This window comes from Streptomyces sp. NPDC043680 (assembly GCF_056436685.1).
This window is the reverse complement of sequence record NZ_JBWKCE010000006.1, coordinates 286,634-309,958: the sequence shown is the minus strand read 5'-3', so window position 1 is coordinate 309,958 and position 23,325 is coordinate 286,634. Positions and strand designations below refer to the sequence as shown.

At 70.4% G+C, this 23,325-nt stretch carries 24 protein-coding genes, 1 tRNA gene and 2 pseudogenes; 14 read left to right on the top strand and 13 right to left on the bottom strand.

Features of this window, described 5'->3' with window-relative positions; translation table 11 throughout:
* Positions 1-57 precede the first annotated feature (57 nt).
* From AC0666_RS16435 to AC0666_RS16415, 5 genes and pseudogenes are all read left to right on the top strand, one after another.
* Positions 58-311, top strand: a pseudogene (locus AC0666_RS16435) (chaplin).
* A gap of 130 nt (positions 312-441) precedes the next feature.
* Positions 442-852 (top strand): rodlin, encoded by a 411-nt coding sequence (locus AC0666_RS16430; protein ID WP_468969922.1) that lies wholly within the window; start codon positions 442-444, stop codon positions 850-852.
* Positions 853-1,069: 217 nt separating this feature from the next.
* Positions 1,070-1,303 carry a chaplin gene (locus tag AC0666_RS16425; RefSeq protein ID WP_468969924.1) on the top strand — a complete coding sequence of 78 codons (234 nt, stop codon included), beginning with the start codon at positions 1,070-1,072 and terminating at the stop codon, positions 1,301-1,303.
* 120 nt (positions 1,304-1,423) lie between these two features.
* Positions 1,424-2,593: a chaplin gene (locus AC0666_RS16420; RefSeq protein WP_478707797.1), complete on the top strand. Its 1,170-nt coding sequence runs from the start codon at positions 1,424-1,426 to the stop codon at positions 2,591-2,593.
* A gap of 163 nt (positions 2,594-2,756) precedes the next feature.
* Complete coding sequence (locus AC0666_RS16415) at positions 2,757-3,098, top strand: hypothetical protein (protein WP_468969930.1); 342 nt, start codon at positions 2,757-2,759, stop codon at positions 3,096-3,098.
* Between the two features lie 76 nt (positions 3,099-3,174).
* Here the strand turns inward: AC0666_RS16415 and AC0666_RS16410 are convergent, their stop codons facing one another.
* Positions 3,175-3,417, bottom strand: coding sequence for a chaplin (locus tag AC0666_RS16410; RefSeq protein WP_468969933.1), 243 nt, complete (start codon positions 3,415-3,417; stop codon positions 3,175-3,177).
* Between the two features lie 168 nt (positions 3,418-3,585).
* Positions 3,586-4,050 (bottom strand): hypothetical protein, encoded by a 465-nt coding sequence (locus AC0666_RS16405; RefSeq protein WP_468969935.1) that lies wholly within the window; start codon positions 4,048-4,050, stop codon positions 3,586-3,588.
* Between the two features lie 279 nt (positions 4,051-4,329).
* On the opposite strand from AC0666_RS16405, the gene AC0666_RS16400 reads away from it, so the two are divergent.
* Entirely contained in the window at positions 4,330-4,740 is a 411-nt protein-coding gene (locus AC0666_RS16400) for a rodlin (protein ID WP_468970505.1), read from the top strand.
* Between the two features lie 123 nt (positions 4,741-4,863).
* Here AC0666_RS16400 and AC0666_RS16395 read toward each other — a convergent pair whose 3' ends face one another.
* Positions 4,864-5,505: a vitamin K epoxide reductase family protein gene (locus tag AC0666_RS16395; protein ID WP_468969937.1), complete on the bottom strand. Its 642-nt coding sequence runs from the start codon at positions 5,503-5,505 to the stop codon at positions 4,864-4,866.
* A 192-nt stretch (positions 5,506-5,697) separates the two neighbouring features.
* Between AC0666_RS16395 and AC0666_RS16390 the strand changes: the two genes are divergently transcribed.
* On the top strand, positions 5,698-6,459 hold the full coding sequence (locus AC0666_RS16390; RefSeq protein WP_468581854.1) for a DUF6227 family protein: 762 nt from the start codon (positions 5,698-5,700) through the stop codon (positions 6,457-6,459).
* 67 nt (positions 6,460-6,526) lie between these two features.
* On the opposite strand, the gene AC0666_RS16385 is transcribed toward AC0666_RS16390, so the two are convergent.
* Entirely contained in the window at positions 6,527-8,113 is a 1,587-nt protein-coding gene (locus AC0666_RS16385; RefSeq protein ID WP_468969940.1) for an MFS transporter, read from the bottom strand.
* A 61-nt stretch (positions 8,114-8,174) separates the two neighbouring features.
* Between AC0666_RS16385 and AC0666_RS16380 the strand changes: the two genes are divergently transcribed.
* The gene (locus AC0666_RS16380; protein WP_478707796.1) at positions 8,175-9,119 is read left to right on the top strand and encodes a helix-turn-helix transcriptional regulator; all 945 of its coding nucleotides are present in this window, start codon (positions 8,175-8,177) and stop codon (positions 9,117-9,119) included.
* A gap of 132 nt (positions 9,120-9,251) precedes the next feature.
* On the opposite strand, the gene AC0666_RS16375 is transcribed toward AC0666_RS16380, so the two are convergent.
* From AC0666_RS16375 to AC0666_RS16360, 4 genes are all read right to left on the bottom strand, one after another.
* On the bottom strand, positions 9,252-10,229 hold the full coding sequence (locus AC0666_RS16375) for a sigma-70 family RNA polymerase sigma factor (protein ID WP_361712996.1): 978 nt from the start codon (positions 10,227-10,229) through the stop codon (positions 9,252-9,254).
* A gap of 328 nt (positions 10,230-10,557) precedes the next feature.
* On the bottom strand, positions 10,558-11,325 hold the full coding sequence (locus AC0666_RS16370; protein ID WP_468970508.1) for a dioxygenase family protein: 768 nt from the start codon (positions 11,323-11,325) through the stop codon (positions 10,558-10,560).
* 202 nt (positions 11,326-11,527) lie between these two features.
* A complete protein-coding gene (locus AC0666_RS16365) occupies positions 11,528-13,072 on the bottom strand; it encodes an MFS transporter (protein ID WP_468581851.1) in 1,545 nt (514 codons plus the stop codon).
* Between the two features lie 86 nt (positions 13,073-13,158).
* The gene (locus AC0666_RS16360; protein WP_478707795.1) at positions 13,159-13,959 is read right to left on the bottom strand and encodes a TetR/AcrR family transcriptional regulator; all 801 of its coding nucleotides are present in this window, start codon (positions 13,957-13,959) and stop codon (positions 13,159-13,161) included.
* Positions 13,960-14,229: 270 nt separating this feature from the next.
* Between AC0666_RS16360 and AC0666_RS16355 the strand changes: the two genes are divergently transcribed.
* On the top strand, positions 14,230-15,507 hold the full coding sequence (locus tag AC0666_RS16355) for a M6 family metalloprotease domain-containing protein (RefSeq protein ID WP_468969950.1): 1,278 nt from the start codon (positions 14,230-14,232) through the stop codon (positions 15,505-15,507).
* 54 nt (positions 15,508-15,561) lie between these two features.
* Positions 15,562-16,041 carry a RidA family protein gene (locus AC0666_RS16350; protein ID WP_468969953.1) on the top strand — a complete coding sequence of 160 codons (480 nt, stop codon included), beginning with the start codon at positions 15,562-15,564 and terminating at the stop codon, positions 16,039-16,041.
* Here the strand turns inward: AC0666_RS16350 and AC0666_RS16345 are convergent.
* A complete protein-coding gene (locus AC0666_RS16345; RefSeq protein ID WP_468969956.1) occupies positions 16,007-16,909 on the bottom strand; it encodes an FAD binding domain-containing protein in 903 nt (300 codons plus the stop codon). The genes AC0666_RS16350 and AC0666_RS16345 overlap by 35 nt on opposite strands.
* Before the next feature lie 218 nt (positions 16,910-17,127).
* On the opposite strand from AC0666_RS16345, the pseudogene AC0666_RS16340 reads away from it, so the two are divergent.
* Both AC0666_RS16340 and AC0666_RS16335 read left to right on the top strand, forming a co-directional pair.
* Positions 17,128-17,334: pseudogene (locus AC0666_RS16340) on the top strand (NUDIX domain-containing protein); the annotation flags it as partial.
* 248 nt (positions 17,335-17,582) lie between these two features.
* Positions 17,583-19,148: a hypothetical protein gene (locus AC0666_RS16335; protein ID WP_468969959.1), complete on the top strand. Its 1,566-nt coding sequence runs from the start codon at positions 17,583-17,585 to the stop codon at positions 19,146-19,148.
* 217 nt (positions 19,149-19,365) lie between these two features.
* On the opposite strand, the gene AC0666_RS16330 is transcribed toward AC0666_RS16335, so the two are convergent.
* Genes AC0666_RS16330 through AC0666_RS16320 form a run of 3 tightly spaced genes read right to left on the bottom strand, consistent with a single transcriptional unit; the run spans position 19,366 to position 21,669 of the window.
* The gene (locus AC0666_RS16330) at positions 19,366-20,022 is read right to left on the bottom strand and encodes a contact-dependent growth inhibition system immunity protein (protein WP_478707794.1); all 657 of its coding nucleotides are present in this window, start codon (positions 20,020-20,022) and stop codon (positions 19,366-19,368) included.
* 22 nt (positions 20,023-20,044) lie between these two features.
* Entirely contained in the window at positions 20,045-21,307 is a 1,263-nt protein-coding gene (locus AC0666_RS16325; RefSeq protein ID WP_478707793.1) for an RNase A-like domain-containing protein, read from the bottom strand.
* A complete protein-coding gene (locus tag AC0666_RS16320; protein ID WP_478707792.1) occupies positions 21,304-21,669 on the bottom strand; it encodes a WXG100 family type VII secretion target in 366 nt (121 codons plus the stop codon). The genes AC0666_RS16325 and AC0666_RS16320 overlap by 4 nt, the downstream gene beginning before the upstream one ends.
* Positions 21,670-21,783: 114 nt before the next feature.
* Here AC0666_RS16320 and AC0666_RS16315 point away from each other — a divergent pair, with 114 nt between their 5' ends.
* Together AC0666_RS16315 and AC0666_RS16310 are read left to right on the top strand one after the other, a co-directional pair.
* Positions 21,784-22,320, top strand: coding sequence for a hypothetical protein (locus tag AC0666_RS16315; RefSeq protein WP_478707791.1), 537 nt, complete (start codon positions 21,784-21,786; stop codon positions 22,318-22,320).
* A gap of 522 nt (positions 22,321-22,842) precedes the next feature.
* Positions 22,843-22,915, top strand: a tRNA-Arg gene (locus AC0666_RS16310).
* Positions 22,916-23,021: 106 nt separating this feature from the next.
* On the opposite strand, the gene AC0666_RS16305 is transcribed toward AC0666_RS16310, so the two are convergent.
* A complete protein-coding gene (locus AC0666_RS16305; protein WP_361712940.1) occupies positions 23,022-23,228 on the bottom strand; it encodes a hypothetical protein in 207 nt (68 codons plus the stop codon).
* Positions 23,229-23,325: the final 97 nt, after the last annotated feature.

The following is a 23,325-nucleotide window of genomic DNA, read 5'->3' as shown; positions in this document are numbered from 1 at the left end:
TAGGCGGCGAGTCGTTATGCGGATGGACCATTGTTCGAACGGAAAGGAAATGCGGAGATGAAGAAGAGGCTGATGCGCGGCACCGCCACGGCGGCCGCGAGCGCCGCCCTGCTGGTGGGCGGCGCGGGCCTCGCCTCCGCACTCGACGGGGACGGCGCGACCGCGAAGGCGTCGCGGCACAGTCCCCGGGCGTGCTCAGCGGCAACCTGCTCCAGGTTCCGATCGACATCCCGGTGAACGCCTGCGGCAACAGCGTGAACGTGATCGGGCTGCTGAACCCGGCGTTCGGCAACGTCTGCGTCAACCGCTGACCGCCGTACCCACCGTCAACCACGGCGCCCGAAACGTCGGCATCCGGGTGAATCCACGCAACCCCGCTGATGCGCGGCCGTTGATCCGGGTGCTTCAAGTACCGGGCAATCCTGCAAATTAGGGACGACAATGATCAAGAAGATGATGGCCTCGGCAGCGGTTGCGGCCTCGGTCGTGGGCATCGGCGCCGCCATGGCGCCGCAGGCGATGGCCATCGGGAACGACAACGGCGTCAACACCGTCAACGGCAACGGCGCTGCGCAGATCTACGGCAACCAGGCCACGTACGGCACCATGAGCCCGCAGATGGCGCTCATCCAGGGCTCCTTCAACAAGCCCTGCATCGCCCTGCCCGCCAAGGCCAACGTGCAGTCGCTCGTGTCGGCCCTCAACATCGGCCTCCAGGACTTCAACGTCCTGTCGAACCCGCAGAACCAGCAGTGCACCGAGAACTCCACCCAGGCCAAGGGCGACGAGGCTCTCTCGCACATCCTGGACAACATCCCGATCCTGTCCGGCAACGTCTCGTCCGGCAGCTGATCGCGCCCCGCACCCCGCGAGGCCGCCGCGCCCCCGGGCGCGGCGGCCTCGCCGCTTGTCGGCCCACGAATTCCCGATAAATTACTCGGCGAATTTCGGCCGACCGGCCTGTCGGGGTGAATTGGGGAGCCGTCTTGAAATAGGCGGTTTCTTTTCCCGGACCCGCTCGTTGTTATTACTGCAGCGGACAAGCCGCTGCGGGAAGGATTTAAATCAAATGACGTACAAGAAGGCAGTGGTGCTGGCCGCCGGCGCTCTGATGGCTGCCGGTGCCGCCTCCCCCGCCATGGCCGACTCGGTGGCGGAGGGTGCCGCCGTCGGCTCCCCCGGCGTGCTTTCCGGCAACCTGGTCCAGGTGCCGATCCACGTTCCGGTCAACGTCTGCGGCAACACCGTCAACGTGATCGCCCTGCTGAACCCCGCGTTCGGCAACGTCTGCGTCAACGACTGACGAAGCGCCGGTGCCCGCAAGGGCAACCTCCTCGGGGTGGCCTCGGAGTGCACGGCGGTGCACTCCGAGGCCACCTTCGATTCAGCACCGGCGGCAGAGCCGGTAGACAGGGAAGGACCCATGCGACAGGTACTGAGCCGACAGGTACTGGGCAAGGGGGTGCTCACGGCGGCGGCCGCCTCAAGCCTGCTCTCGATCGCGACCGGCGCGGCCTACGCGCACCCGGGGGCGGTGGCCGAGGCCTCGCATTCTCCGGGCGTGCTGTCCGGCAACAGCGTCTCGGTACCGGTCACCTTCTCGCCGAACGTGTGCGGCAACAGCGTCGACGGCGGAGCGGCGCTCAACCCCACGTTCGGAAACACGTGCGCCAACACGACCGGCTCCGACGACCGCCATGACGGCCACGCCTACGAGCACTACCTGAGCCCCGATCAGGCCGAGGCCTTCGAGCACTACCTCCAGGAGCGCGAGGGCCGGCACGCACGGCCGCAGCAGCACACGGAGGAGTCCGGGTACGGGGGCGAGGAGGACGAGGGCGGCCGGCACGAGCAGAGCCGACACGAGGAGAACCGGCCGCAGGAGCCGCGGCACCCGGGACCCCGGCACGCGGCTCCGCGCCACGCCGCCCCCCGGCATGCGGCCCCCCGCCACGAGGAGCCCCCGCACCAGGAGACCCGGCACGAGCAGCCGCGGCACCAGGAGCCCCGCCACGAGCAGCCCCGGCACCAGGCGTCCCGGGACGAGGGCGGTTACGGCGGCTCCGGGCCGCACGAGGAGGAGTGCGACGACCATCCGCACACCCTCCCGGCCCCCGCCCCGCACCCGGCCCCGCAGCCCGCTCCCCCGCCGGCTCCGGTGGAGGAGGCGCCGCCCGTCCACGAGGCACCCGCTCCGCCCCCCGCCCCGGTCGAGGAGGCCCCCCGGCCGCTGCCCGCTCCCGCTCCGGTCGAGGAGGCGCCCCGTCCCCTCCCGGCCCCCGCGCCGGTCGAGGAGCAGCCCGCCCCCGCGCCGCCGCACGGCAGCCAGGTCGTGGAGCACCCGGCACCGGCTGCGCCGACGCCCGAGATCGTCCCGCCCGCCGAACAGCCGCCGGCCGCACCGGCCGCCGACACACCGGTCCGGCTGACCCCCGCGCCCGCGCCCGCCCCGGCTCCCGCCCCGGCCCCGGCGCACGTCACCGCTCCGGCGCTGGCCGAGACCGGCGCCGGTCAACCCGGAGCCGCGGCTGCCCTCGCCGCGGCCCTGGTACTGGGCGGCGCGATTCTCTACCGAAGGTCCCGGAACACCTGACCGGCAATACCGGTAATCAGAAGAAGTATCGGCCGGAGAGTCCCTGGTGGATTCTCCGGCCGTTGCCGTACGCGTTTCCGCAGCCGTGGGGAATCGTTACCAGAGCGAAAGCGGCGCGACGGTCGCCGCTGCGCCTCTGTCCATGAAAGAAGAGGATTTCGATATGAAGCTCTCGAAGGCCGCCGCAGTCGTCGCCGGTTCCGTTGCCGCGCTCGGCGCCTCCGCCCCTGCTTTCGCCGCCGATGCCGCGATGCCCCCCATGAGCGTGACGAGCGGAGCCACGGACGCCATCAACGCCTTCGCTCCCGTGACCGAGTCGCTCCCGCAGACCCTGGGCAACGGGCTCGCCGAGCAGGGTCAGACCGTGGAGAAGGTCCTGGTCACCGCCCAGCAGGTGAACAAGGTCCGCAACAACGCGCCGGGCGAGCTGCTCGGCCTGGCGAACGGCGCCACCCAGGCCTCCCCGCTGCTCGGCGGCGTGAAGCTCAACGGCGGCGCCCACTGACCCGCCTCGCCCCTGACACGCACTGTGGGCGCCACCGGCGAGGCCGGTGGCGCCCACAGTCAGACGTGGCGCAGCGTCAGTCGTTGACGCAGACGTTGCCGAACGCGGGGTTCAGCACCCCGACGAGGACGTTCACGGTGTTGCCGCAGACGTTGACCGGCACGTGGACCGGGACCTGGACCAGGTTGCCGGAGACAACGCCGGGGGAACCCACGGCCGCGCCTTCGGCCGTCGCGTCGGCCAGGGCGGAGCCGGCGGCACCGGCCGCAGCGAGACCAGCGGTGGCCAGGACCAGGGCGGCCTTCTTGGCAGAGTTCATGGGAAGTGCACCTTCTGTTCGACGTTCTGCCCCGATCCGGGGCTCACACCGAGCGAAACGGTTTAGCCTCCCATGGGGACACGGCTCCGCGCGCAATCAGACCTGTTCAGCTCAATAGTCGTAATCACGAGCGGTTTCCGGCCGCCCTCCGCGGCCCTCCGGCCTCCGTCACGGCAGGCGGGGGATCTCCTGCACGATCTTCACCGGCGCCGACACCGGGGCCGCCGGCGCGGGTTGCACCGGCTGGGAGACCGGGATCTCGGGAAGCTCCGGGATCTCCGGGATCGGGAGGTCGGGGATGTCGATGGGCAGTTCGGGGATCGCCGGGATCTCCGGCAGGTCCGGGAGGGTCGGCAGTTGGATCGGTGGCAGCGTCACCCCGGGCAACAGGGTCTGCAGGCTCTTGAGGAGGCCCTCCAGGGTCTTGGAGACGCCCGCCAGGAGGTCGTCGAGCGGACCTGCCGCAGCCGCCTGCCGGTTGATCTCCTGCTGGGCTGCCGCCACTCGTCTGTCGAGGGCTGCGCTGCCGCCACCGTCCGCGGCGCCGGCGGGGGCAGCCGCACCGGTGAGTATGACGGCCGCGAGGACCGACGGGACAAGGACGCGGATACGGGACGGCTTCGTGCGGTGCATGGGGGTTCCTTCGTGGTCGCACAGGAGCGGACCCGAGCGTCCGCCTCCTTACCCACCGTGAGAACACCTTCTACGGAGCGCAACACGATCTTGGACACCGGCGCCGGCGATGGCGGCTGCGTACGGGCTTCGTGCAGGCGTCCGGGGGTGGATCACCCCGGTCGGGGAAAAGCCCGCCACGATCGGGCCGTTTGAGTGAACGAGCGGAACCAACGCCGTGGCAGCCCAGTTGACCAGTGCGCTCCACTAGCGGGCACTCGTGCGACATAAGGACCAATGATGCTCAAGAAGATCATGACTGCTGCCGCGGTCACCGCTGCCGCCGTGGGCGCGAGCGCCGCTGTCGCGGCCCCGGCGATGGCCATCGGCAACGACAACGGGATCAACACCGTCAACGGCAACGGTGCCCAGCAGATCTACGGCAACCAGAAGACCAACGGCGACCTGAGCCCGCAGCTGAGCCTGGTCCAGGGCACCCTGAACAAGCCCTGCCTCGCCCTGCCCGCGAAGGTCAACGTGCAGAACCTCGTGGGGGCCGCCAACGTCGGCCTCCAGGACGTCAACCTCCTGTCCAACCCGCAGAACCAGCAGTGCACCGAGAACTCCACCCAGGCCAAGGGCGACGAGCCGCTCTCGCACATCCTGGACAACATCCCGATCCTGTCCGGCAACCTGTCCCAGGGCAGCTGATCTCCACCCCTTCTTGCGGCCGGGCCACTCGCGCCCGTGGAGCGAAGTGAAGAGGGCCCCGGCAGCCACCAGCTGCCGGGGCCCTCGGCCGTGCCGGCGCCCGCGGGGGCCGGCCGGGCGCCGTCAGCCGGTCCAGAACTCCCACCACCGGGTGAGGACCAGCATCCCGATCGCACCGATGTGCAGGACGGGCGGAGCCCAGCCGAACTCGGTGAAGAAGCCCTGCACGGGCCGGGGCGCCGGCAGCAGGCCGGTGCGGACCGTGTGTGCGGTGACCGCCCAGAACATCAGCAGTGTGGCCACCCAGGCCAGGGAGCACCACAGGCAGAGCGCGTTGATCTCATAGAGCGACTGGATCATGAGCCAGGCGCAGAACCCGGTGCCGAAGAGGGTCCCGGCGTTCAGTCCCAGCCAGAACCAGCCGTGGTAGCGGGCGCCGGCCAGCAGGCCCGCGCCGACGCACACGACGACCCCGTACGCGACCAGCCCCAGCATCGGGTTGGGGAAGCCGAAGGCCGCGGCCTGTTCGCTCTGCATGACGCTGCCGCAGGAGACGACCGGGTTGAGACTGCAGGCGGGCTTGAAGTCCGGGTCCTCCAGCAGCAGGAACTTGTCGAGGGTGATCACCCAGGAGGCCAGCAGCCCGGCGGCGCCGGTGAGGACCAGCAGCCAGGCCAACCGCGCGGGGGCTGCGGCCGGTTCGTCTTCGTGAGGTCTGCGGGGGCGGCTCTGCTGGCGGGGGACGCCCACTGTGTTCGTTGCCATACGGCCCATCGTCCCGCGCTTCACCACAGACCCGGGCGAACCATGCTCCTCCCCTTGCAAGTTGACCTGAAGGGGTGGCGGGAACCGCCGGTACTTCCCGGACGTTTTACCGAACCCCGGACGTGATGTCAGAGCCAGGGGCTACGTTGTGCTTCCGCGAAGTGACAAGCTGCGACGGCCTGGAGACCCACCTTGAGCGATCCGTACGAGACAACCGAGGCGCACCTCGCGCGACTCCTGGGCCGCGCCCTCAACTCCTTCGACCTGCCCGACCGGTTGGTCGAGCGCCTCGGCACGGCGCTCGCCCACAGCTCTTCGCTCTACACCACCCACCACAGCCCGGCGGCGGGACTGTGGCGGGAGACCCACCGGCACACCTACCTGCTGGCCGACGGCGGTTCCGCCTCGCTGTGGGAATTGGTGTACCGGCTGCGGGACGACCGGGCCGTCCGGCACGAGCTCTTCACGAGCAAGGCGGAGGCCTGCCTGGCCGTGTCCCGGCTGTTCGGGGAGGGTGCGGTGGCCGATCCTGCGGCGGCCGCGGGCCAGGAGGAACCGGACGGCGAGGCGCCGGCGCTGAGTGCGCTGTTCGCCGCCTCCACTCCGGCCCACCGGCACCGGGAGTACGCGGTGGAGCAGTCCGCGGACCACGCCCGGCGGGTGCTGCGCCGCGCGGAGAACGCGGACCGCCCCGGCGAGCAGGTGGCCGCGCTGCTGCGCTCGGCGTACGCGCACCAGATCACCCAGGCGTTCGGCACCCGGCAGTGCCTGCCGGACGGGCGGGGCGCCGGATTCAGCCTGTACGAGCACTCGTTCGTGCTGCTGGACGGCAGCGAGGTGAGCCTGTGGGAGGTCGAGCACACGGCGACGCCCGACGGCCGCCACATGTGCGAGGTGTACGAGAGCGAGGCGGCGGCCCGCGGGGCGATGGAGCACCGCACCCGCGTGCAGTGAGGCGAACGGCGACGGGCATGCCCGCCCGGGAGGCGGACATGCCCGTCGGTGCGCACGCGGGCGGAGCCTAGGCGGCCGGGGCCGCGACCGGCTCGGGGGCCGACCCGGCGGGCTGCGTGGCGCCCTCGCGCTGCTCCGGCGGGAGCGCCTTGCGCGGCAGCATGAACATCACCGCGAAGATCACGACGAGGACGGCGACGATCCACCACAGCGCGCCGTGGAAGGCGTCGACGTAGGGCTTGCCGAGGACCATGTCGTCGTCGATCAGGCCGAAGAAGACGACGGAGGTCAGGCCGAGGCCCAGGGCGTTGCCCATCTGGCCGGTGGTGTTGATGAGCCCGGATGCGGATCCCGCGTGCTCACGCGGCACCTCGGACAGCACGGTGTCGGTGAGGGGGGCGACGATCAGGCCCATGCCGATGCCCATGACCACCAGCGGCGCCGCCATCTGCCAGGAGGCGATGTCCATGCCGTAGTGCCCGGACTCCCAGATGTAGAGGAGCAGGCCCGCGGCCATGGTCAGGGCGCCCGCCTGGAGCACCTTGCGGCCGAAGCGGGGTACGAGCTTCTGCACCGAGATGCCCGCGGCGACCGAGACGGCGATGGAGAAGGGGATACCGGTGGTGCCGGCCCGCAGCGCGCTCCAGCCGAGGCCCATCTGCATGTAGAGGGTCCACACCAGGAAGAAGATGCCGGTCGCGATGCCGAAGGTGAGCTGGACGGCGATACCGCCGGCGAAGCTCTTGACCTTGAACAGGGACAGCTCGACCAGCGGGGAGCCGTCCTTGCGGATCTTGTACTTCTCGTAGGCGATGAAGCCCGCGAAGACGAACGGCACGGCGCCCATGCACAGGAAGCCCCACAGCGGCCAGTCGTTCTCCCGGCCGTGGGTCAGCGGGAAGATCAGCATGACCAGGCCGAGGGTGGCGATCACGACGCCGACCAGGTCGAGGCGCAGGGCCTTGGGGGCCTTGGACTCGATGATGTACTTGCGGCCGAGGATCACGCCGGCGATGCCCACGGGCAGGTTGATCAGGAAGATCGGGCGCCATTCGAGGCCGAGGATGTTGCCCTCGCTGAGCAGCGCGCCGAGCATCGGGCCCGAGACGGCGCCGAGCCCGACGATCGCACCGAACATGCCGAACACCTTGCCGCGCTCGTTCGGCGGGAAGGTGACGTGGATGATCGCGAGGACCTGCGGGACCATCATGGCCGCCATGCCGCCCTGGAGGATGCGGGAGGCGACGAGCATGTCGGGGTTGGCGGCGATCCCGCACAGGAGGGAGGCGGCGGTGAAGCCGGAGATGCCGATCAGGAAGAGGCGCTTGCGCCCGTAGATGTCACCGAGACGGCCGCCGGTGATCAGACCTGCGGCGAAGGCGAGGGCGTATCCGGCGGTGATCCACTGGATGGCGCTGGTGGAGGCGTGGAAGTCCGTGCGCATCCGGGGTATCGCGATGTTGACGATCGTGACGTCGACCAGGTCCATGAAGGCCGCGGTCATCACGATCGCGAGAGCGAGCCAGCGGCGGCGGTCGGCCGGCGCCGGGTCGGCTGCTGCGGGTGGGGCGTGGTCGGGCAGGGGGGAGTTCCGCTCTTCTCGTACGGGCCCGTTCTTTCTTTCGGGCGATGTCTGGGACGTCTCGGTGGTCATGAAGAAAACCTAGACGGCATGTAGGTCAGTTGGTGTCCTAATGCGCTGGCAGGCTGGTGACATGACCGACACTCCGGCTCGCCTGCTCACCCTGCTCTCCCTCCTCCAGACCCCGCGCGAGTGGCCGGGGAGCGAGTTGGCGCAGCGGCTGCGGGTCAGTGCCCGGACGATCCGGCGCGATATCGACCGGCTACGGGAGCTCGGCTATCCGGTGGAGGCCACTCTGGGCCCGGAAGGCGGGTACCGGCTGGTGGCGGGGGCCGCGATGCCGCCGCTGCTGCTGGACGACGAGGAGGCGGTGGCCATCGCGGTGGGCCTGCGTGCGGGGGCCGGGCACGCCGTCGAGGGGGTGGACGAGGCGTCCGTACGGGCCCTGGCCAAGCTGGAACAGGTGCTTCCGAGCCGGCTGCGCCACCGGGTGAGCTCGCTCCAGTCGGCCACGGTCGCCCTGGCGCGGGGCGACGGGGCCAGCGTGGATCCTCGGACGCTGACGACGATGGCGTCGGCGGTGGCGGGGCGGGAGCGGCTGCGGTTCGCGTACCGGGCGCGGGACGGGGTGCAGTCGCGGCGGCTGGTGGAGCCGTACCGGCTGGTGAGCACGGGGAGCCGGTGGTACCTGGTGGCGTACGACCTGGAGCGGGAGGACTGGCGGACGTTCCGGGTGGACCGGGTGGCGGAGCCGTTCGCGACGGGCGCCCGGTTCGCGCCGCGGGAGCTGCCGATGGACGCGCAGGAGTTCGTACGGCGGGGGGTGCGGGGCGCGGAGACGTACCGGGTGGAGGTCGTCCTCGCGGCGGAGGCGGAGGCCCTGCCGCCGTGGCTGCGCGATGCGGCGGTGGCGGAGCCGGGGGGTACCAGGGTGTGCTTCGAGAGCGGGGACTCCCCGGAGTGGCTGGTGGCCAGGCTTGCGCTGATCGGCGTGCCGTTCACCGTGCACGCGCCGGAGTTCCTGGCCGTGGCGGCGCGGGAGCTGGCCGCGCGGCTGGCCTCCGCGGCGGGGGCTTAGCCGGAAAGAGGGCGTAGCCGGAGAGGGGGCGTGGTCCGGAGAGGGGGGCGTAGCCCGGGAGACGGAGAGAGCCCCCGGCGCCTGGGGGGGATAGGCACCGGGGGCTCGTACAGGGGGCTCGCGCGGGCCCGGCTAGGCCACTGCGTCGAAGCCCGACGCGCCGGCCATCCGCTTCAGCTCCAGCAGCGCGTGCTTCTCGATCTGGCGGATCCGCTCGCGGGTCAGGCCGTGCTGCTTGCCGACCTCCGTCAGGGTCCGCTCGCGGCCGTCGTCGATGCCGTAGCGCATCTTGATGATCGACGCCGTGCGCTGGTCCAGCTTGCCCAGCAGGTCCTCCAGCTCCTCGCTGCGCAGCAGGGACAGGACGGACTGCTCCGGGGAGATCGCCGACGTGTCCTCCAGGAGGTCGCCGAACTGGGTCTCGCCCTCGTCGTCCACGGACATGTTCAGGCTGACCGGGTCGCGCGCCCAGTCCAGTACGTCGCTCACGCGCTTCTCCGTCGAGTCGAGCTCGGCGGCGATCTCGGCGTGGTCCGGGTCCCGGCCGTTCTCGCGGTTGAACTCGCGCTGGATCCGGCGGATCCGGCCGAGCTCCTCGACGAGGTGGACGGGGAGGCGGATGGTGCGGGACTGGTCGGCGATGGAGCGGGTGATGGCCTGGCGGATCCACCACGTGGCGTACGTGGAGAACTTGAAGCCCTTGGCGTAGTCGAACTTCTCGACGGCGCGCACCAGGCCTGCGTTGCCCTCCTGGATCAGGTCGAGCAGGGGCAGGCCGCTGCGCGGGTAGCGGCGGGCGACGGCCACGACGAGGCGGAGGTTGGAGCGGATGAAGATCTCCTTGGCCCGCTCCCCCTCGGCGGCCAGGGCTTCCAGCTCCGCACGCGAAGGGGAGTCGCCCTCGCGCTCTATCTCGCCGTCGAGGATCTCCTGGGCGTAGACGCCCGCCTCGATGATCTGCGAGAGCTCCACTTCCTTGGCGGCGTCGAGCAGCGGGGTGCGCGCGATCTCGTCCAGGTACATGCCGACCAGGTCGCGGTCGGCGATCTCCCCGCCTGCAGCGCGGGCGCTGCCCGTGGACTGACGGCGGGCGACGGCGCGGGTTGCCATGCGTGCTCCCTTGCAAAAGTTCGGTCGCGGTGCGGCTGCTGGAACGCGGCTGTGCGTTCCCGGACACTCTCCCGAGTGCCCCCTGCCGAAGGAAACAACGACTGGAATCGGGACAGAATTCCCACGCCGGTCCCTCCTTTTCGAGATCTTGCAGTATCCTGCCCCGCCACCCGCTTCCCCGGAGGGGCGCACAGCACCGTGAGAGCTCGAAGAGGTGCAGGTCAGGCGCGGGGTCGAGACCCGGGCGCCGCACCTCGGAACAGCGCCGGCCGTGGCTGCACTCCCGTCCTTGAAGACGGCGCCCGGCGCCGTCCGGTTGCCTGCGCGGTCACCCGAACTGGAGGGAGCGCTTCGAGAGGCCCATCCAGAAGCCGTCCACCGCGTCCGTGCGGCGGCCGAGGTCACCGGTGGCGTCCGCCGCGCCGAGGGTGACGAAGAGCGGGGCGAAGTGTTCCGTGCGGGGGTGGGCCAGCCGGCCCGCCGGGGACTTGGCCTCGAAGTCCAGCAGGGCGTCGATGTCGCAGGCGCCCAGTGCCTCGCGGCCCCACGCGTCGAACTCAGCCGACCAGGACGGCACGCCGGGACCGGAGTGCCGCAGAGCCGCCAGGTTGTGGGTGAAGAAGCCGCTGCCGACGATGAGCACGCCCTCCTCGCGCAGCGGCGCCAGCTTGCGGCCGATGTCCATCAGGCGGCGCGGGTCGAGCGTCGGCATCGACATCTGCAGCACGGGGATGTCGGCCTCCGGGAACATCTCCACCAGCGGGACGTACGCACCGTGGTCGAGGCCGCGGTCCGGGATGTCCTGCACCGGCGTGCCGGGACCCTGGAGCAGCGCCCGTACGGAGGCGGCCAGCGCGGGCGCGCCGGGGGCGTCGTAGCGCACCCGGTAGTAGTGCTCCGGGAAGCCCCAGAAGTCGTAGACCAGGGGGGCCGGCTCCGTCGCGCCGAGGGCGAGCGGGGCCTCCTCCCAGTGCGCGGAGACCATCAGGATCGCCCGGGGGCGGGGCAGGCCCGCGGACCAGGCCGCCAGTTCGCCCGGCCAGACCGGGTCGTCGGCCAGTGGCGGAGCGCCGTGGCTCAGGTACAGCGCGGGCATGCGGGCCGGGGCGGGGTTCCGGTGCTCGGTGGTGGTCACGGGGTGCTCCTTGTACGTCGGCGCGGGCCTGGGGATGCGTCGGCACGGGCCGGCGGTCGCATGCACGGGCGCGGAACGGGCCCCTGACAACAGACTAACCCCGTGTCGTTCAAATTTGAACGACACGGGGTCGTCAGTCATTCCCGGCAGCCCCGGGCCCCCGTCAGTGGGCGATCACCGGCACCTGGAACTCGGCGTCCGCGTCCGCACCCTTCATGCCGCCGGAGGCGACCGGGCCACCCGCGCCCGGACGGCCCGTGGTGATCAGGGTGAGGGCGATGGCCGCGCTGGTGACCAGGATCCCGACCGCCCACCAGATGGCGCTGGAGTAGCCCTCCACCATCGCCTGGGCCTGGATCAGCTTCGCCGCCGGGCCGCCCGCCGCCGCCTGGGCGGCGTGGTCGGTCAGGTACGCGGTCGTCGCCGAGGCGGCGATCGTGTTCAGCAGGGCGGTGCCGATCGCGCCGCCCACCTGCTGCGAGGTGTTGACCATGGCGGAGGCGACACCGGCGTCGGCCGGCTGCACCCCGTGCGTGGCCATCGACATGGCCGGCATGAACGCCGTACCCATGCCGAGGCCCAGCAGCAGCTGCGCGGGCAGGATCAGCGCCAGGTAGGAGGACCCGACCTCCAGCTGCGTCAGCATCAGCATGCCGGTGGCGGCGAGCAGGAAGCCCGGGCCCATCAGGAGCCGCGGCGCGACCCGCGTCATCAGGCGGGCGCCGATCTGGGTGGAACCCGTGATCATGCCCGCGATCATCGGCAGGAAGGCGAAACCGGTCTTGACGGGCGAGTAGCCCTTCACGACCTGGAGGTAGTACGTGAGGAAGAGGAACAGGCCGAACATCGCGATGACGGCGAGGCCCAGCGAGAGGTACACGCCGCCGCGGTTGCGCTCCAGCAGGACGCGCAGCGGCAGGAGCGGGGACTTCACCTTGGACTCGACGAAGACGAAGGCCGCGAGCAGCAGGGCGGAGCCGATGAACATGGCCACCGTCACCTGGTCCGACCAGCCGGCCGACTCGGCGCGGGTGAAGCCGTACACCAGGGCGACGAGGCCGAGGGTGGAGAGGATCACGCCGGGGATGTCGAGCGGTGCGCGGTTGCGTCCGCCGACGGGCTCGCGGATGACCAGCCAGGCGCCCACGGCCGCGACGATCGCGAACGGGATGTTGACGAAGAAGGTCCAGCGCCAGTTGAGGTACTCGGTGAGGAAACCGCCGAGAATCAGGCCGACGGCGCCACCGCCGCCGGCGATCGCACCGTAGATGCCGAAGGCCTTGGCGCGCTCCTTGGCGTCGGTGAACATGACGGCCAGCAGGGACAGGGCGGCCGGCGCCAGCAGTGCGCCGAAGGCACCCTGGAGGGCGCGGGCACCCAGCATCATCGCCTCGCCGTTGGCGGCGCCGCCGAGCGCGGAGGCGAGGGCGAAGCCGGTCAGGCCAACCACGAAGGCGTTCTTGCGCCCCCACTTGTCGGCGATGCGGCCACCGAAGAGCAGCAGGCCGCCGAAGGCCAGCGCGTACGCGGTGATGACCCACTGGCGGTTGCCGTCGGAGATGCCGAGGTCGGTCTGGGCGGACGGGAGGGCGATGTTCACGATCGTCGCGTCGAGCACGACCATCAACTGCGCCAGGGCGATGAAGACCAGGGCCTTCCATCGACTGGGGTCGGCCACCGGTACGGGTGCCGCGGCTGTTTTTGGCATGGGGGTACCCACTTCACTGTGCGGAATGACTGAAAAAGGCGTATTTTGCTCGGGATTTCGACGCTATCGGGCGCGACCCCGGGGCGTCACATGGTTTTCTGCCTCAGGTCCTCAAGGGTGGCCGCCGAACCCGGCAGTACAGAGCGGGCCGGGGCCCTCAACCCGTCGAGGAACAGCTGGAGATGACGGTGGACGAACATGTCCCCGTCCACGCAGGTGATGTCGGGGAGGGGCCGGCTGAGCTGGGACAGGGCGACCATCAGGTCGCCGACCCCGACGTCGGTGCGGATCAGACCGGCCTCCTGGCCCGCCCTCACCAGGGCTTCCACCGCCCCCTCCAAGCCGGCGCGGGCGGCGAGGAGTTCGGGGTGCTCGCGGTCGAAGTCCCCGGCGAGCATGGGGCACAGGGCGCCGATCCGCTCGTCCGCGGCCGCGTGCGTGAAGCGGCACAGCGCGGCGAAGGGGTCGGCCTCGACGGCGAGGGACTCCTCGGCCTCGGCGGCCACCCGGCCCATCACGTAGAGCACGACGTGGTGGACGAGCGCGGCCCGGTCGGGGAAGTGCCGGTACACGGTGGCGTTGCCCACGCCCGCCCGGCGGGCGATCTCGTCGAACGGGGCGCTGCAGCCGGTCTCCACGAACATCTCGCGGGCGGCCACCAGGATCCGCTCCCGGTTGCGCACGGCGTCCGCGCGCGGACGCGGGACCCGCTCGGCGGCCGGAGCCGTCGGGCCCGCGGGCGCTGGAGCCGTCGGGCCCGCGGGCGCCGGAGCCGCGGCGGACAGGTCCACGGGCGCCGCGGGGGCGACCGAGGGCGACGGGGCCGACGCGACGGACAGGGCCGGCGGGGCGGGCACGGCCGCCGGGGCGGTGTCGGAGCGCTTCATTCCGGGGCCTCCCTGGACCTGGGGTGCGTACGGGACCGTCCGGAGGGGTCCGGCGGGCCCCGGTAAACGGGGAGCCGGTCCCCGCTTCGTGGACCCTCGTACAAACGGGGATTGCGTCCCCGGTTATTTCACCCCCACGTGTGACCTGAGTCACCGCCCCGTTCCCGTTCGGCCGCACCCGGCGCGCGGGTGAGCGGCTGTCGACAGAGGGTGATCGCACGGAGAGCAGACCGGGCCCGGCCGGCTGCCGCGGACCCGAAGGCGATCTCCATGACGCAGACCCGCCACCGGATACGCCGACATCACCGCGCCTGCGCCTACATCGGCCTCATCGCGCTGGCCCTGGGGATCACGGCCACCGCGAGCACCGGAATCGCCGGGCACAGCCACTCCGCGGCCGGCCCGGTGGCCGCGAACGCCGAATCGGCACTGGCACCCTGCCGGATCACCGGCGCCATGGGCGTACAGATGTCCGAGGGCCTGCCGACGCCGCCCGGATACTCCCGCTCGACGGGTGAGGTCCGGGCGCTGAACCTGATGATCGACTTCCCCGACGCCAAGGGCGAGGGCACGGCCATGGACCGGATGGCGGAGTTCTTCCCGCGGACCTCCGACTGGTTCCGCACCAGCTCCTACGGCCGCCTCAGCTACCGTCCCGAGGCGCCCATACGGACCTGGCTGCGCATGCCGATGCCCTTCGCCGCGTACGGGATCGGCCGCGGCTCCGCGTACGAGCCCGGCTACCGCCAGCTCGTCGAGCACATCGCGAAGGCCGCCGACTCCGAGGTGGACTTCAGCCGCTACGACCTGATCAACATCCTGGTCACCCCGAACGCCGGGCCCTCCGCCCTGGACACCGTCCTGTCGGTGACCTTCTCGGGAAACGCCGAGGCCCCGACGGCCGACGGGGTCCCGCTCGCGAACACGTCCTTCGTCTACAGCCGGCAGGACGACGGCTCGGGCTCCTACCGGGAGACCGGCTACCGGGTCCTGCCGCACGAGAACGGGCACGTCTTCGGCCTGCCCGACCTCTACACCGCCGACGGCGGCGGCGCGGTCGGGCACTGGGACATCATGAGCGAGGACTGGGGCGCCAACAACGACCTGCTGGGCTGGCACAAGTGGAAGCTGGGCTGGCTGGACAGCTCCCAGATCAGCTGCGCCTCGAAATCGGGCGTCAGCGACCACGTCCTCACCTCCCTGGCGGTGGAGGGCGGAACCAAACTGGCCTTCGTGCCGCTGACGGAGAGCTCCGGATACGCGGTGGAGGTGCGCACCCGCGCCGGGAACGACGAGGCCGTCTGCAAACCCGGCGTCCTCGTCTACAAGGTCGACTCGCAGGTGGACACCGGGCGGGGGCCGGTGACGGTCGCGGACAGCTCGGCTGGGAGCGGCGGCTGCACACGGCGGCCCAATGTGCACGGGGAACTGTCGGACGCCCCGTTCCGGCCGGGTGAGACCTTCACCGACGAGAAGGCCGACATCAGCATCTCCGTGGTGGGCGAACTGCGCGACGGCAGCTTCCAGGTCCGGATCACCCGCCCGTGACGGCCGACGGCCCCCGGGGCCGTTACCGCCCGCCCTACCCCAAGGAGTCCCACCATGACCAGCACCCCGGAGGAACGTCTCGCCGCGGCCGGGTTCACCCTCCCGCCGGCTCCCGCGCCCGTCGCCGTGTACGTACCCGCGGTGCTCAGCGGGCACTACGTCCACACCTCCGGGCAGCTCCCGATGGTCGACGGGGCGCTCCCGCTGACCGGCAAGGTCGGCGACGGGATCACGCAGGAGCAGGGCAAGGAGCTGGCCCGGCAGTGCGCGCTGAACGCGCTCGCCGCGATCTCGTCGGTCGCCGGTGACCTGTCGGCCGTCAAGCGTGTGGTCAAGGTGGTCGGCTTCGTCGCCAGCGCCCCCGGCTTCACGGGCCAGCCGTACGTGGTCAACGGCGCGAGCGAGCTCTTCGGGGCCGCCTTCGGCGACGCGGGCATCCATGCGCGCAGCGCGGTCGGCGTGGCGGTGCTGCCGCTGGACGCGCCCGTGGAGGTGGAGGTCACGGTCGAACTGCACGTCCCGATGGGGCTGTAGGGCCGCGGCCGCGGTACTCGTCCCAGGTCCACACGAGCTGGCGGCGGGCCAGGACGCCGACCGCATGGCGGCGGTAGCGGGCCGTGCCGCGGACATCGTCGATCGGGTTGCAGGCGGCGGCCGCGAGGTCCCCGAACTGCCGCGCCACCGAGGGGGCGATGGCCCCGCCGGACTCCCAGAGGCCGCCCTCGTCGAGCGCCGCGGCAAGGAACTCCTCGGCGGTCACGGCCCGGACCGGGGTCGGCGCCGCCGAGCCGATGCCCGTACGCACGGTGCGTGTCGCGGGGTGCAGGGCCAGGCCGAAGGCGCAGACGGCGATGACCATGGCGTTGCGGGTGCCGACCTTGGAGAACTGCTGGGGGCCGTCCGCGGTGGCGATGTGGACGGTCTTGATGAGCTCGTCGCCGGCGAGGGCGTTGCGCTTGACGCCGGTGTAGAACGCGTCGATCGGGATCAGCCGGGAGCCCCGTACCGACTCCACCTCCACCTGCGCTCCCGCGGCGAGCAGCGCGGGGTGCGCGTCACCGGCCGGGGAGGCCGTGCCGAGGTTCCCGCCGACGCTGCCGCGGTTGCGGATCTGCGGGGAGGCGACGGTGTGCGAGGCGAGCGCGAGCCCCGGCAGCTCCCCGCGCAGGTTCTCGATGATCTCCGTGTACGTCACGCCCGCCCCGAGCCGGACGGCGTCCTCGCCGACCTCCCACTCCCGCAGGCTCCGGATGCGGTTCAGGTCCATCAGGTACTCGGGACGGCGCTGGTCGAAGTTGATCTCCACCATGACGTCGGTGCCGCCCGCGATCGGTACGGCCGTGGGGTACTCGGCCTTGGCGGCCAGCGCCTCCTCCCAGGTGGCAGGGCGCAGGAAGTCCATGCGGGGCTCTCCTTCGTCGTCCGGCGGTCACGGGTCCCATCGACCGGGCCCGCCGCCGTCAAACCGAATCCCGCGGAATTGCGCTGATCGCGCGGCCCGGCGGCGGCCGGCTGATCGTGAGGGGGCGGCCTCCGGCGGCCCGGCGCGGCCGCTCCGGGAGCCGGGCCGGGGAGCGCGGCGGGGTTCGAGGACGGCCACCCGCCCGGCCCTCGCCTAGCATGCAGACCAACGACCGCTCCTGCGAAGGGACTTCAGTGACCCGGCCGACCGACGACGACCGCCCCCGGGCCCTGGAGCCGGCGCTCGCGTCGATGACCCTGCTGGTGGCCGCCGTCATCGTCCACGACAGGGCCGCCCGCCGCGTCGTCCTGCTCCAGCGCGGCGAGAACACCAAGTTCGCCCCCGGCAAGTGGGACCTGCCCGTATGAGGCTGGCCCCGGTAAGGGCTGTGTACGCTGATCGCACATGATCGTTGAACAAGTTCAACGCATAAGTTCAACGCATAAGTGCAACAACCCGGGGGGGTCCGGTGCATCGTCACCGCATCATGCTTTCTGCTGCCGTCGTTGCGGCAGCCATTGGTCTCGTGCCGGCCACGGCCCAGGCGGCCGGCCCGTCCGCGGGCCGTGCTCACGGCGCGTCCGCCAATGCCGCTTCGGCAAAGGCGGGTTCGGTGAACGATGCAGCCGTGAAGGAGGCAGCCGCCAAGTCCGCCACCTTCCGCAGCCCTGCCGAGCGTTCCGTCCGCAAGGCCGTCTCCGCCCCGTCCGGCAAGGGGAGCGCGGCGAACGCCGCTCCGCAGTCCGCGAGCGTGCGGGACAACCCGGGGCTCGCGGTCGGCCTGAGCGCCTCCGGCACCAGCGCACACGGCATCGAGCTCACGTCCTACGTCAGCACCAGCTTCGTCACCGCGATCCGCATCGAGATCAACTGGGGTGACGGCGAGACCGAAACCGACTACACCACCGACAACAAGACGCTGGACACGAAGCACACCTACGCCGAGGTCGGCGCCCACACGGTCACGGTCACCCTGACCGACCTGAACAACAACGTGACCGCCACCAACAGCATGGACATCACGGTGGCCGGTTCGGAGTTCATCCCGCACGCCCCGACCCGGCTGCTGGACACCCGGGACGGCACCGGTGCGGCCGGCGCCCAGGCCGTCGCCCCGAACGGCACCACCCGGGTGAAGGTCGGCGGCAACGGCGGCATTCCGGCCGGTGTGACAGCCGTGGCCCTCAACCTCACCGTCACCAACGCCGCCACCGACGGGCACATCTCGGCCTACCCGTCGGGCACCGAGCGGCCGAACGCGTCGAACGTCAACTTCGTGACAGGGCAGACCGTTCCGAACCTGGCGATCGTGCCGGTCGGCGAGGACGGTTACGTCGAGCTGGCCAACCGCAGCTGGGGCACGGTGGACCTGATCGCGGACGTCACGGGGTACTTCACCCGCTCCGCCGCCAGCGGCTACACCTCGCTGGACCCGACCCGCGTCGTCGACAGCCGGGAAGGACTGGGCACCGCCAGGGGCCAGGTCGCCGGACAGGGCACCTTCGCCGTCCAGATCGCCGGCCAGGCCGGCGTGCCGGGCACGGGCGTCACGGCCGTGGCCCTCAACGTCACCGTCACCGGCCCCAAGAGCTCCGGCCACCTGACCGTCTTCCCGGGCGGCCGGCAGGCGCCCTCCACGTCGAACCTCAACTTCACCGCCGGCCGGACGGTCGCCAACTCGGTGATCGTGCCGGTCGGCCCGGACGGGAAGATCAACTTCCGTAACGGCTCCTGGAGCCCGACCGACGTGATCGTGGACGTCGTCGGCTACTACAGCGGCGACAGCAAGGCCGCGTACCTGCCGGTGGCACCGACCCGGCTGTACGACTCCCGGGACTGGCTCGCCCCGCTCCCCGGGCAGGACTACATCCACCTGCCGCTGGCCGACGACCGCCCCTCGGTCAAGGGCTACGTCCTCAACACGACGGTCACCGACACACAGGGCGACGGCCACCTCACCGTCTCCCCCGACCCGAACACCAGCGGCCAGTACGACAACGACACCGCGGTCATGCCGACTCCGCCGAACTCCTCCAACCTGAACTGGACGAAGGGCGCGACCGTCCCGAACCTGGTCCAGGCGAGCACCGGCAAGAACGGCATCATCGACTTCTGGAACCGGGGCTGGCAGCCCGCCCACCTGGTGATCGACATGTTCGGCCTGTACGACAACCGCTGATCCACCGACAGCCACACCACGCCCATGCCCCGGAAGCAGCCACCCGGCCGCTCCGGGGCACGCCCCCGCCCGAGCCAAGATCACCCGCACGCCCGCGGCCCGCGCCGGCATGCCCGGTACGCGAAACGCGCCTCGGGCCTGCGGGTGTTGCCGGCAAGGCAGGGCCGGGCAGGGCGAGCCAGGTATCGACCGCCAAGCCGTGCCGACTACCCGCCATTCATCCCTGCGTTTGGTGGAGAACGATCTCCCGCACATCCGCCAGCCATTGGCGCAGCCGCACGCCCTTCGGCGGGAGGATACTGAGCCCCAGTGTCGCCGCCGACTTCTTGAGCAGTTGATCTGATTCATTGAGGCTCAGGAATTCACGGATCTCGTCCGACAACTGTCGGAGGTCACTCTCCGAAGTATCTGAAGTGTAGTCGTCCAGAGCCTCCCTGTGCGAGGAGTACTCCAGCGAGAAATCTTGGTGGAAGTACGCTCCAAGCAGGTGCGAGAGTTCAGGAAAACGTTCTTTCCATTCCCATGCGGTCTGAGGAGGCGTCTGGGAGGGAGCCGCCGGCTCCGCGAGGAACTGCCGGAGGTGCCCGCCGATCACGGCAAGACAGCCCTCCACCGTCTTCCCATGGGGAGGGTGGATGTGGGGCAGGAGGTCGACGTCATCCGCGATCTCTTCGCTGAACAGACCGGTTTGGAGGAGGTCGTCGATTTCGGCTGCCGCCTCGGCTGCGCGCGCGGGGTCGATCGCTGCTTGCCTGAGGTAGGCGCTGAGCGCAGCTCCGCTGCGGTCGTCCGTGTCATCGAAGACGTAGCCGGTCACTTCATAGGAGCGCAACAGCTGGCGCAGCTCACGGAAACGATCGTTCGACGGTGTCACCTGTTCATGCCTTACTCTCGCGCTATGGAATGGGATATGAAGTGAGGACTCGGTAGCCGCTCGCAGCGGATGGATCACGCTTCAGGACCACTTGCACTCCGTTCACCCATTGTGCGGCGGTTCCGCGTTTGAAGTTTTCCCGGGTCAGGCTCATCCCGGTTGCCTCGTCGAAGTGCTCAGAGAAGTCCATCTTCTTCCTCTTGGGGTTAGCGAGCCATTCGCCGATCTCCTTCTGGTGTTTGAGCATCGCGGCATCAGTGAATCTCTGAGCAGAGGTCTCGTCTATGTATCGGGATGCCGCACCCATTCCGGGGTTGCTTCGCAGACGTGCACGCAGGTCGCGTGTCGTCATCGTCACGTGCCGCTCGATGGTATGCGAGCCGTTGTTTCCTTCGTCTCCCGCTATATCCGCACGGTACTTGGGATTGACTGGCCCCTTGCGCTTGCTTCGAGGCCAGGCGTTCGGCTCTCCGTCGCGGAGGAGCATGCCGAGATCGCCCGCCTCGACCGCGAGCCCGCTGGGCAGCGCGAACTCCGGGGTGTAGCCCGGCAGACGGACACCTCCCAGGAGACTGGTCCATCCACCACCCTCCCTCGCGAGCTGGAACGCCTTCCCCGCTCCGCCGAAGGCTCCGCCCGTAAGGCCTCCGTAGACTCCGGCATCCTGTGCCTCGTCGAGGTTGAAGCCGGTCTGCAGCCCCGCGGCTATCTTGAGCGGTTGTGCAACGGCGAGGTCGACGGTGACAGATTCGATGCCCGCGATGGCCGCGGTCGCGAAGACGGTGCCGGCGATGGTGGCGACCTCGGTCGTGAGAGCCACGCCCACCGTTGCCGCCAACTCGACAATGGTGGCGGTGGCCGCCGCCGCGGCGACCTCGGTCGCGCCGAGGGTGAAGAACGCCAGGGCCGTGCCGGCGACGATGACCGCGCCCGCAATCTCCAGTTCGCGGTCGAGCTTCTTCTTCGCGTCAGCCACGGCATCGGCGTACTGGTCGATCCCGGCCGCCAAGGAACGAGGCCCGTCGACGAGGTCCTGGAGCCACCCCTTCTTGTCGTGGTAATAGCGGGCCCAGAAGGGGTCGGCGAACGCCGAGATGGCCTCACCGGTGTTGTTGTGAATCAGCGTCTGAGCGGCTTTGTTGGCGGCTGCCGCGACGTCTTCCATGTCGTCGGCGAACGTCCGCCAGGCGTTCGCGATAGCACGCAGCTTGCCGACGTCAGCGGCGGGCCACTCGATTCCGGTGACGTCGGTGACGATCTCCCGGACCTTGTCACCAGTACTCACCGCTGGTGCCCCGGGCCGTCCGATCCCCCGTGAGGTGCAGGGGCAACCTTGCGGAACATGGCCCCGACCAGGGCATCGTTTTCTATGTGCCCGTCAGCCATGTCGGTCATCGCCATGTGGATGCTCGCCAGGCCCTCCTTGAGGATGTCCGCAGACTCCTCGATCCGAGCAACAATCGGCCCATACTTGGCGTGGAACTCCTTGCCCGGACCGTCGTCTCCCCAGGCAGCCCCCGCTTTTGCCAGCGACGCACGAAGCGCGCCCAGGGCGGTGCCGAGAGCCTCGCTCTGCTCGTGGAACACCGGCGCTGTCGCCTTCAGATCCGCCGTCTTGATGTCAAGGATCTTGCCCTCGTCGCCCACCGCGTCCCCTCCCGTTGCGCTCGCAGCCATACGACCCTAACCGCGACCGATCGTTTGCAACTGCGGACAACTCAAAGAACAAGCAAAGACGCCATCGCGGTCAGGCAGTTCCGCATGCTGAAGAAGGCGCTGCCCCGCTGCATGGGCGTCGTCTACGACGGTGCCTTCCGCGGCGTCCACCGCGATGCCCTCGCGCGGAACGGGCTGCTGGCCATAAACAAGCAGCACGGATCCGTCGCCCCGGTCTTCTACGAACGCATCAACCCCTGCAGGAGCGGCCACGAGCTCTGGTGCGACCAAGGCCGCATCGATGACGGCACCCGCATCCTCGAACCCGTCCCGATCATCAGACTTGAGCACCGGGCCGGAGCCACCAAGAACCGCTGGTACCACGTCCTCAAGACTCCTTGCCGGCACGGAGATCGCGACTACCGCGTCCCCGTGGGCATCACCACCACCCCCGCCGACCGGGCCCTCCGCTCCACCGACACCGGCCCGCGCCTCAAGAGCGACACCGAGCGCGGCTTCCACCGAGCCGAATACCTACAGCAGATCCCTCAGGCCAGCCCCACCAATCAACTCCTCTGCCCCTACCGCGCCGACTCGGAGTGCACAACCAGTTCGACCTCAGCCTCTGGAATCACCGCGTGATCGCCTACGGCGTCGAGCGTCAGAAGATCTTCGTCCTGGGCTTCGCCCTCTCGCAGAACGCCACCAGCCACCGGATTCACCTCGAGGCCCGCAGCAACGCCCACAGGGGCTCCTCGGCTCCTGACATACACCTCAACCCGACGACGGCCGCACCCACCCGAGGGTGCGGCCGTCGCCCCATTTACGCCCCCGCAGGGGGCAACCAGACAGAACGGACGCCGCAGCCGTCCCTCTGCGCCCTCACCGCGCACCCAGCCTCCGCGCGCACGCCCCCTGGCCTTCAGAACTGCCAGGTCACGGCCATGCCCTCGCCTCAGACCCGCTCCTGCAGCAATCCATGCGCCCACTCCCAGCACGATCCGCTAGGCTGTCAGCGGTCAGTCGACTACCAGGCGTATGCCGGGAAAAGGTGTCCGCAAGGGCATCTCCACCCGGGCAAACGCACGTCATCTGACCAGCACGCTTGTCGAAGCAGCCGGGCGATCCCTCTGGGGTTTCCGGCAACGTTTCCGACAAGCCCCTGCCTTCGTAGCTCAGGGGATAGAGCACCGCTCTCCTAAAGCGGGTGTCGCAGGTTCGAATCCTGCCGGGGGCACCGTCTCCGAGGCCTCCAGCCGTTTCGGCTGGGGGCCTTTGGCGTGTGCGGCGTGCGAGAGCCCTCCCGGGTGGGCCGGAAGGGCCGGGTCACGGGGATGCGGGGATCAGCTCAGGCCTCTGCTGCGCTCGCCGATGCGGTCGCCCTGCGGGGTGCCGGCCCGCTTGAGGTCCGCCTTCGTGTGCGCTCCGCCCTTGACCTTGCTCCGCAGCGGGCCTTCAAAGCCGTGGCCTGCCGGGTGGGGCGGGCGGTCCGCTTCGTGGGCCTGGGGCTGGAGGGCCGCCTTGACGTCCTGCTTCTGCGCTCTGCTCATCCCGTCGTCAACTCCTCGGGAAGCACCCAATCGGACTATTGGGATGGTATGCAGATATGCGGACCATCGCACCCGGACCGGACGTAAAAACTGCCGA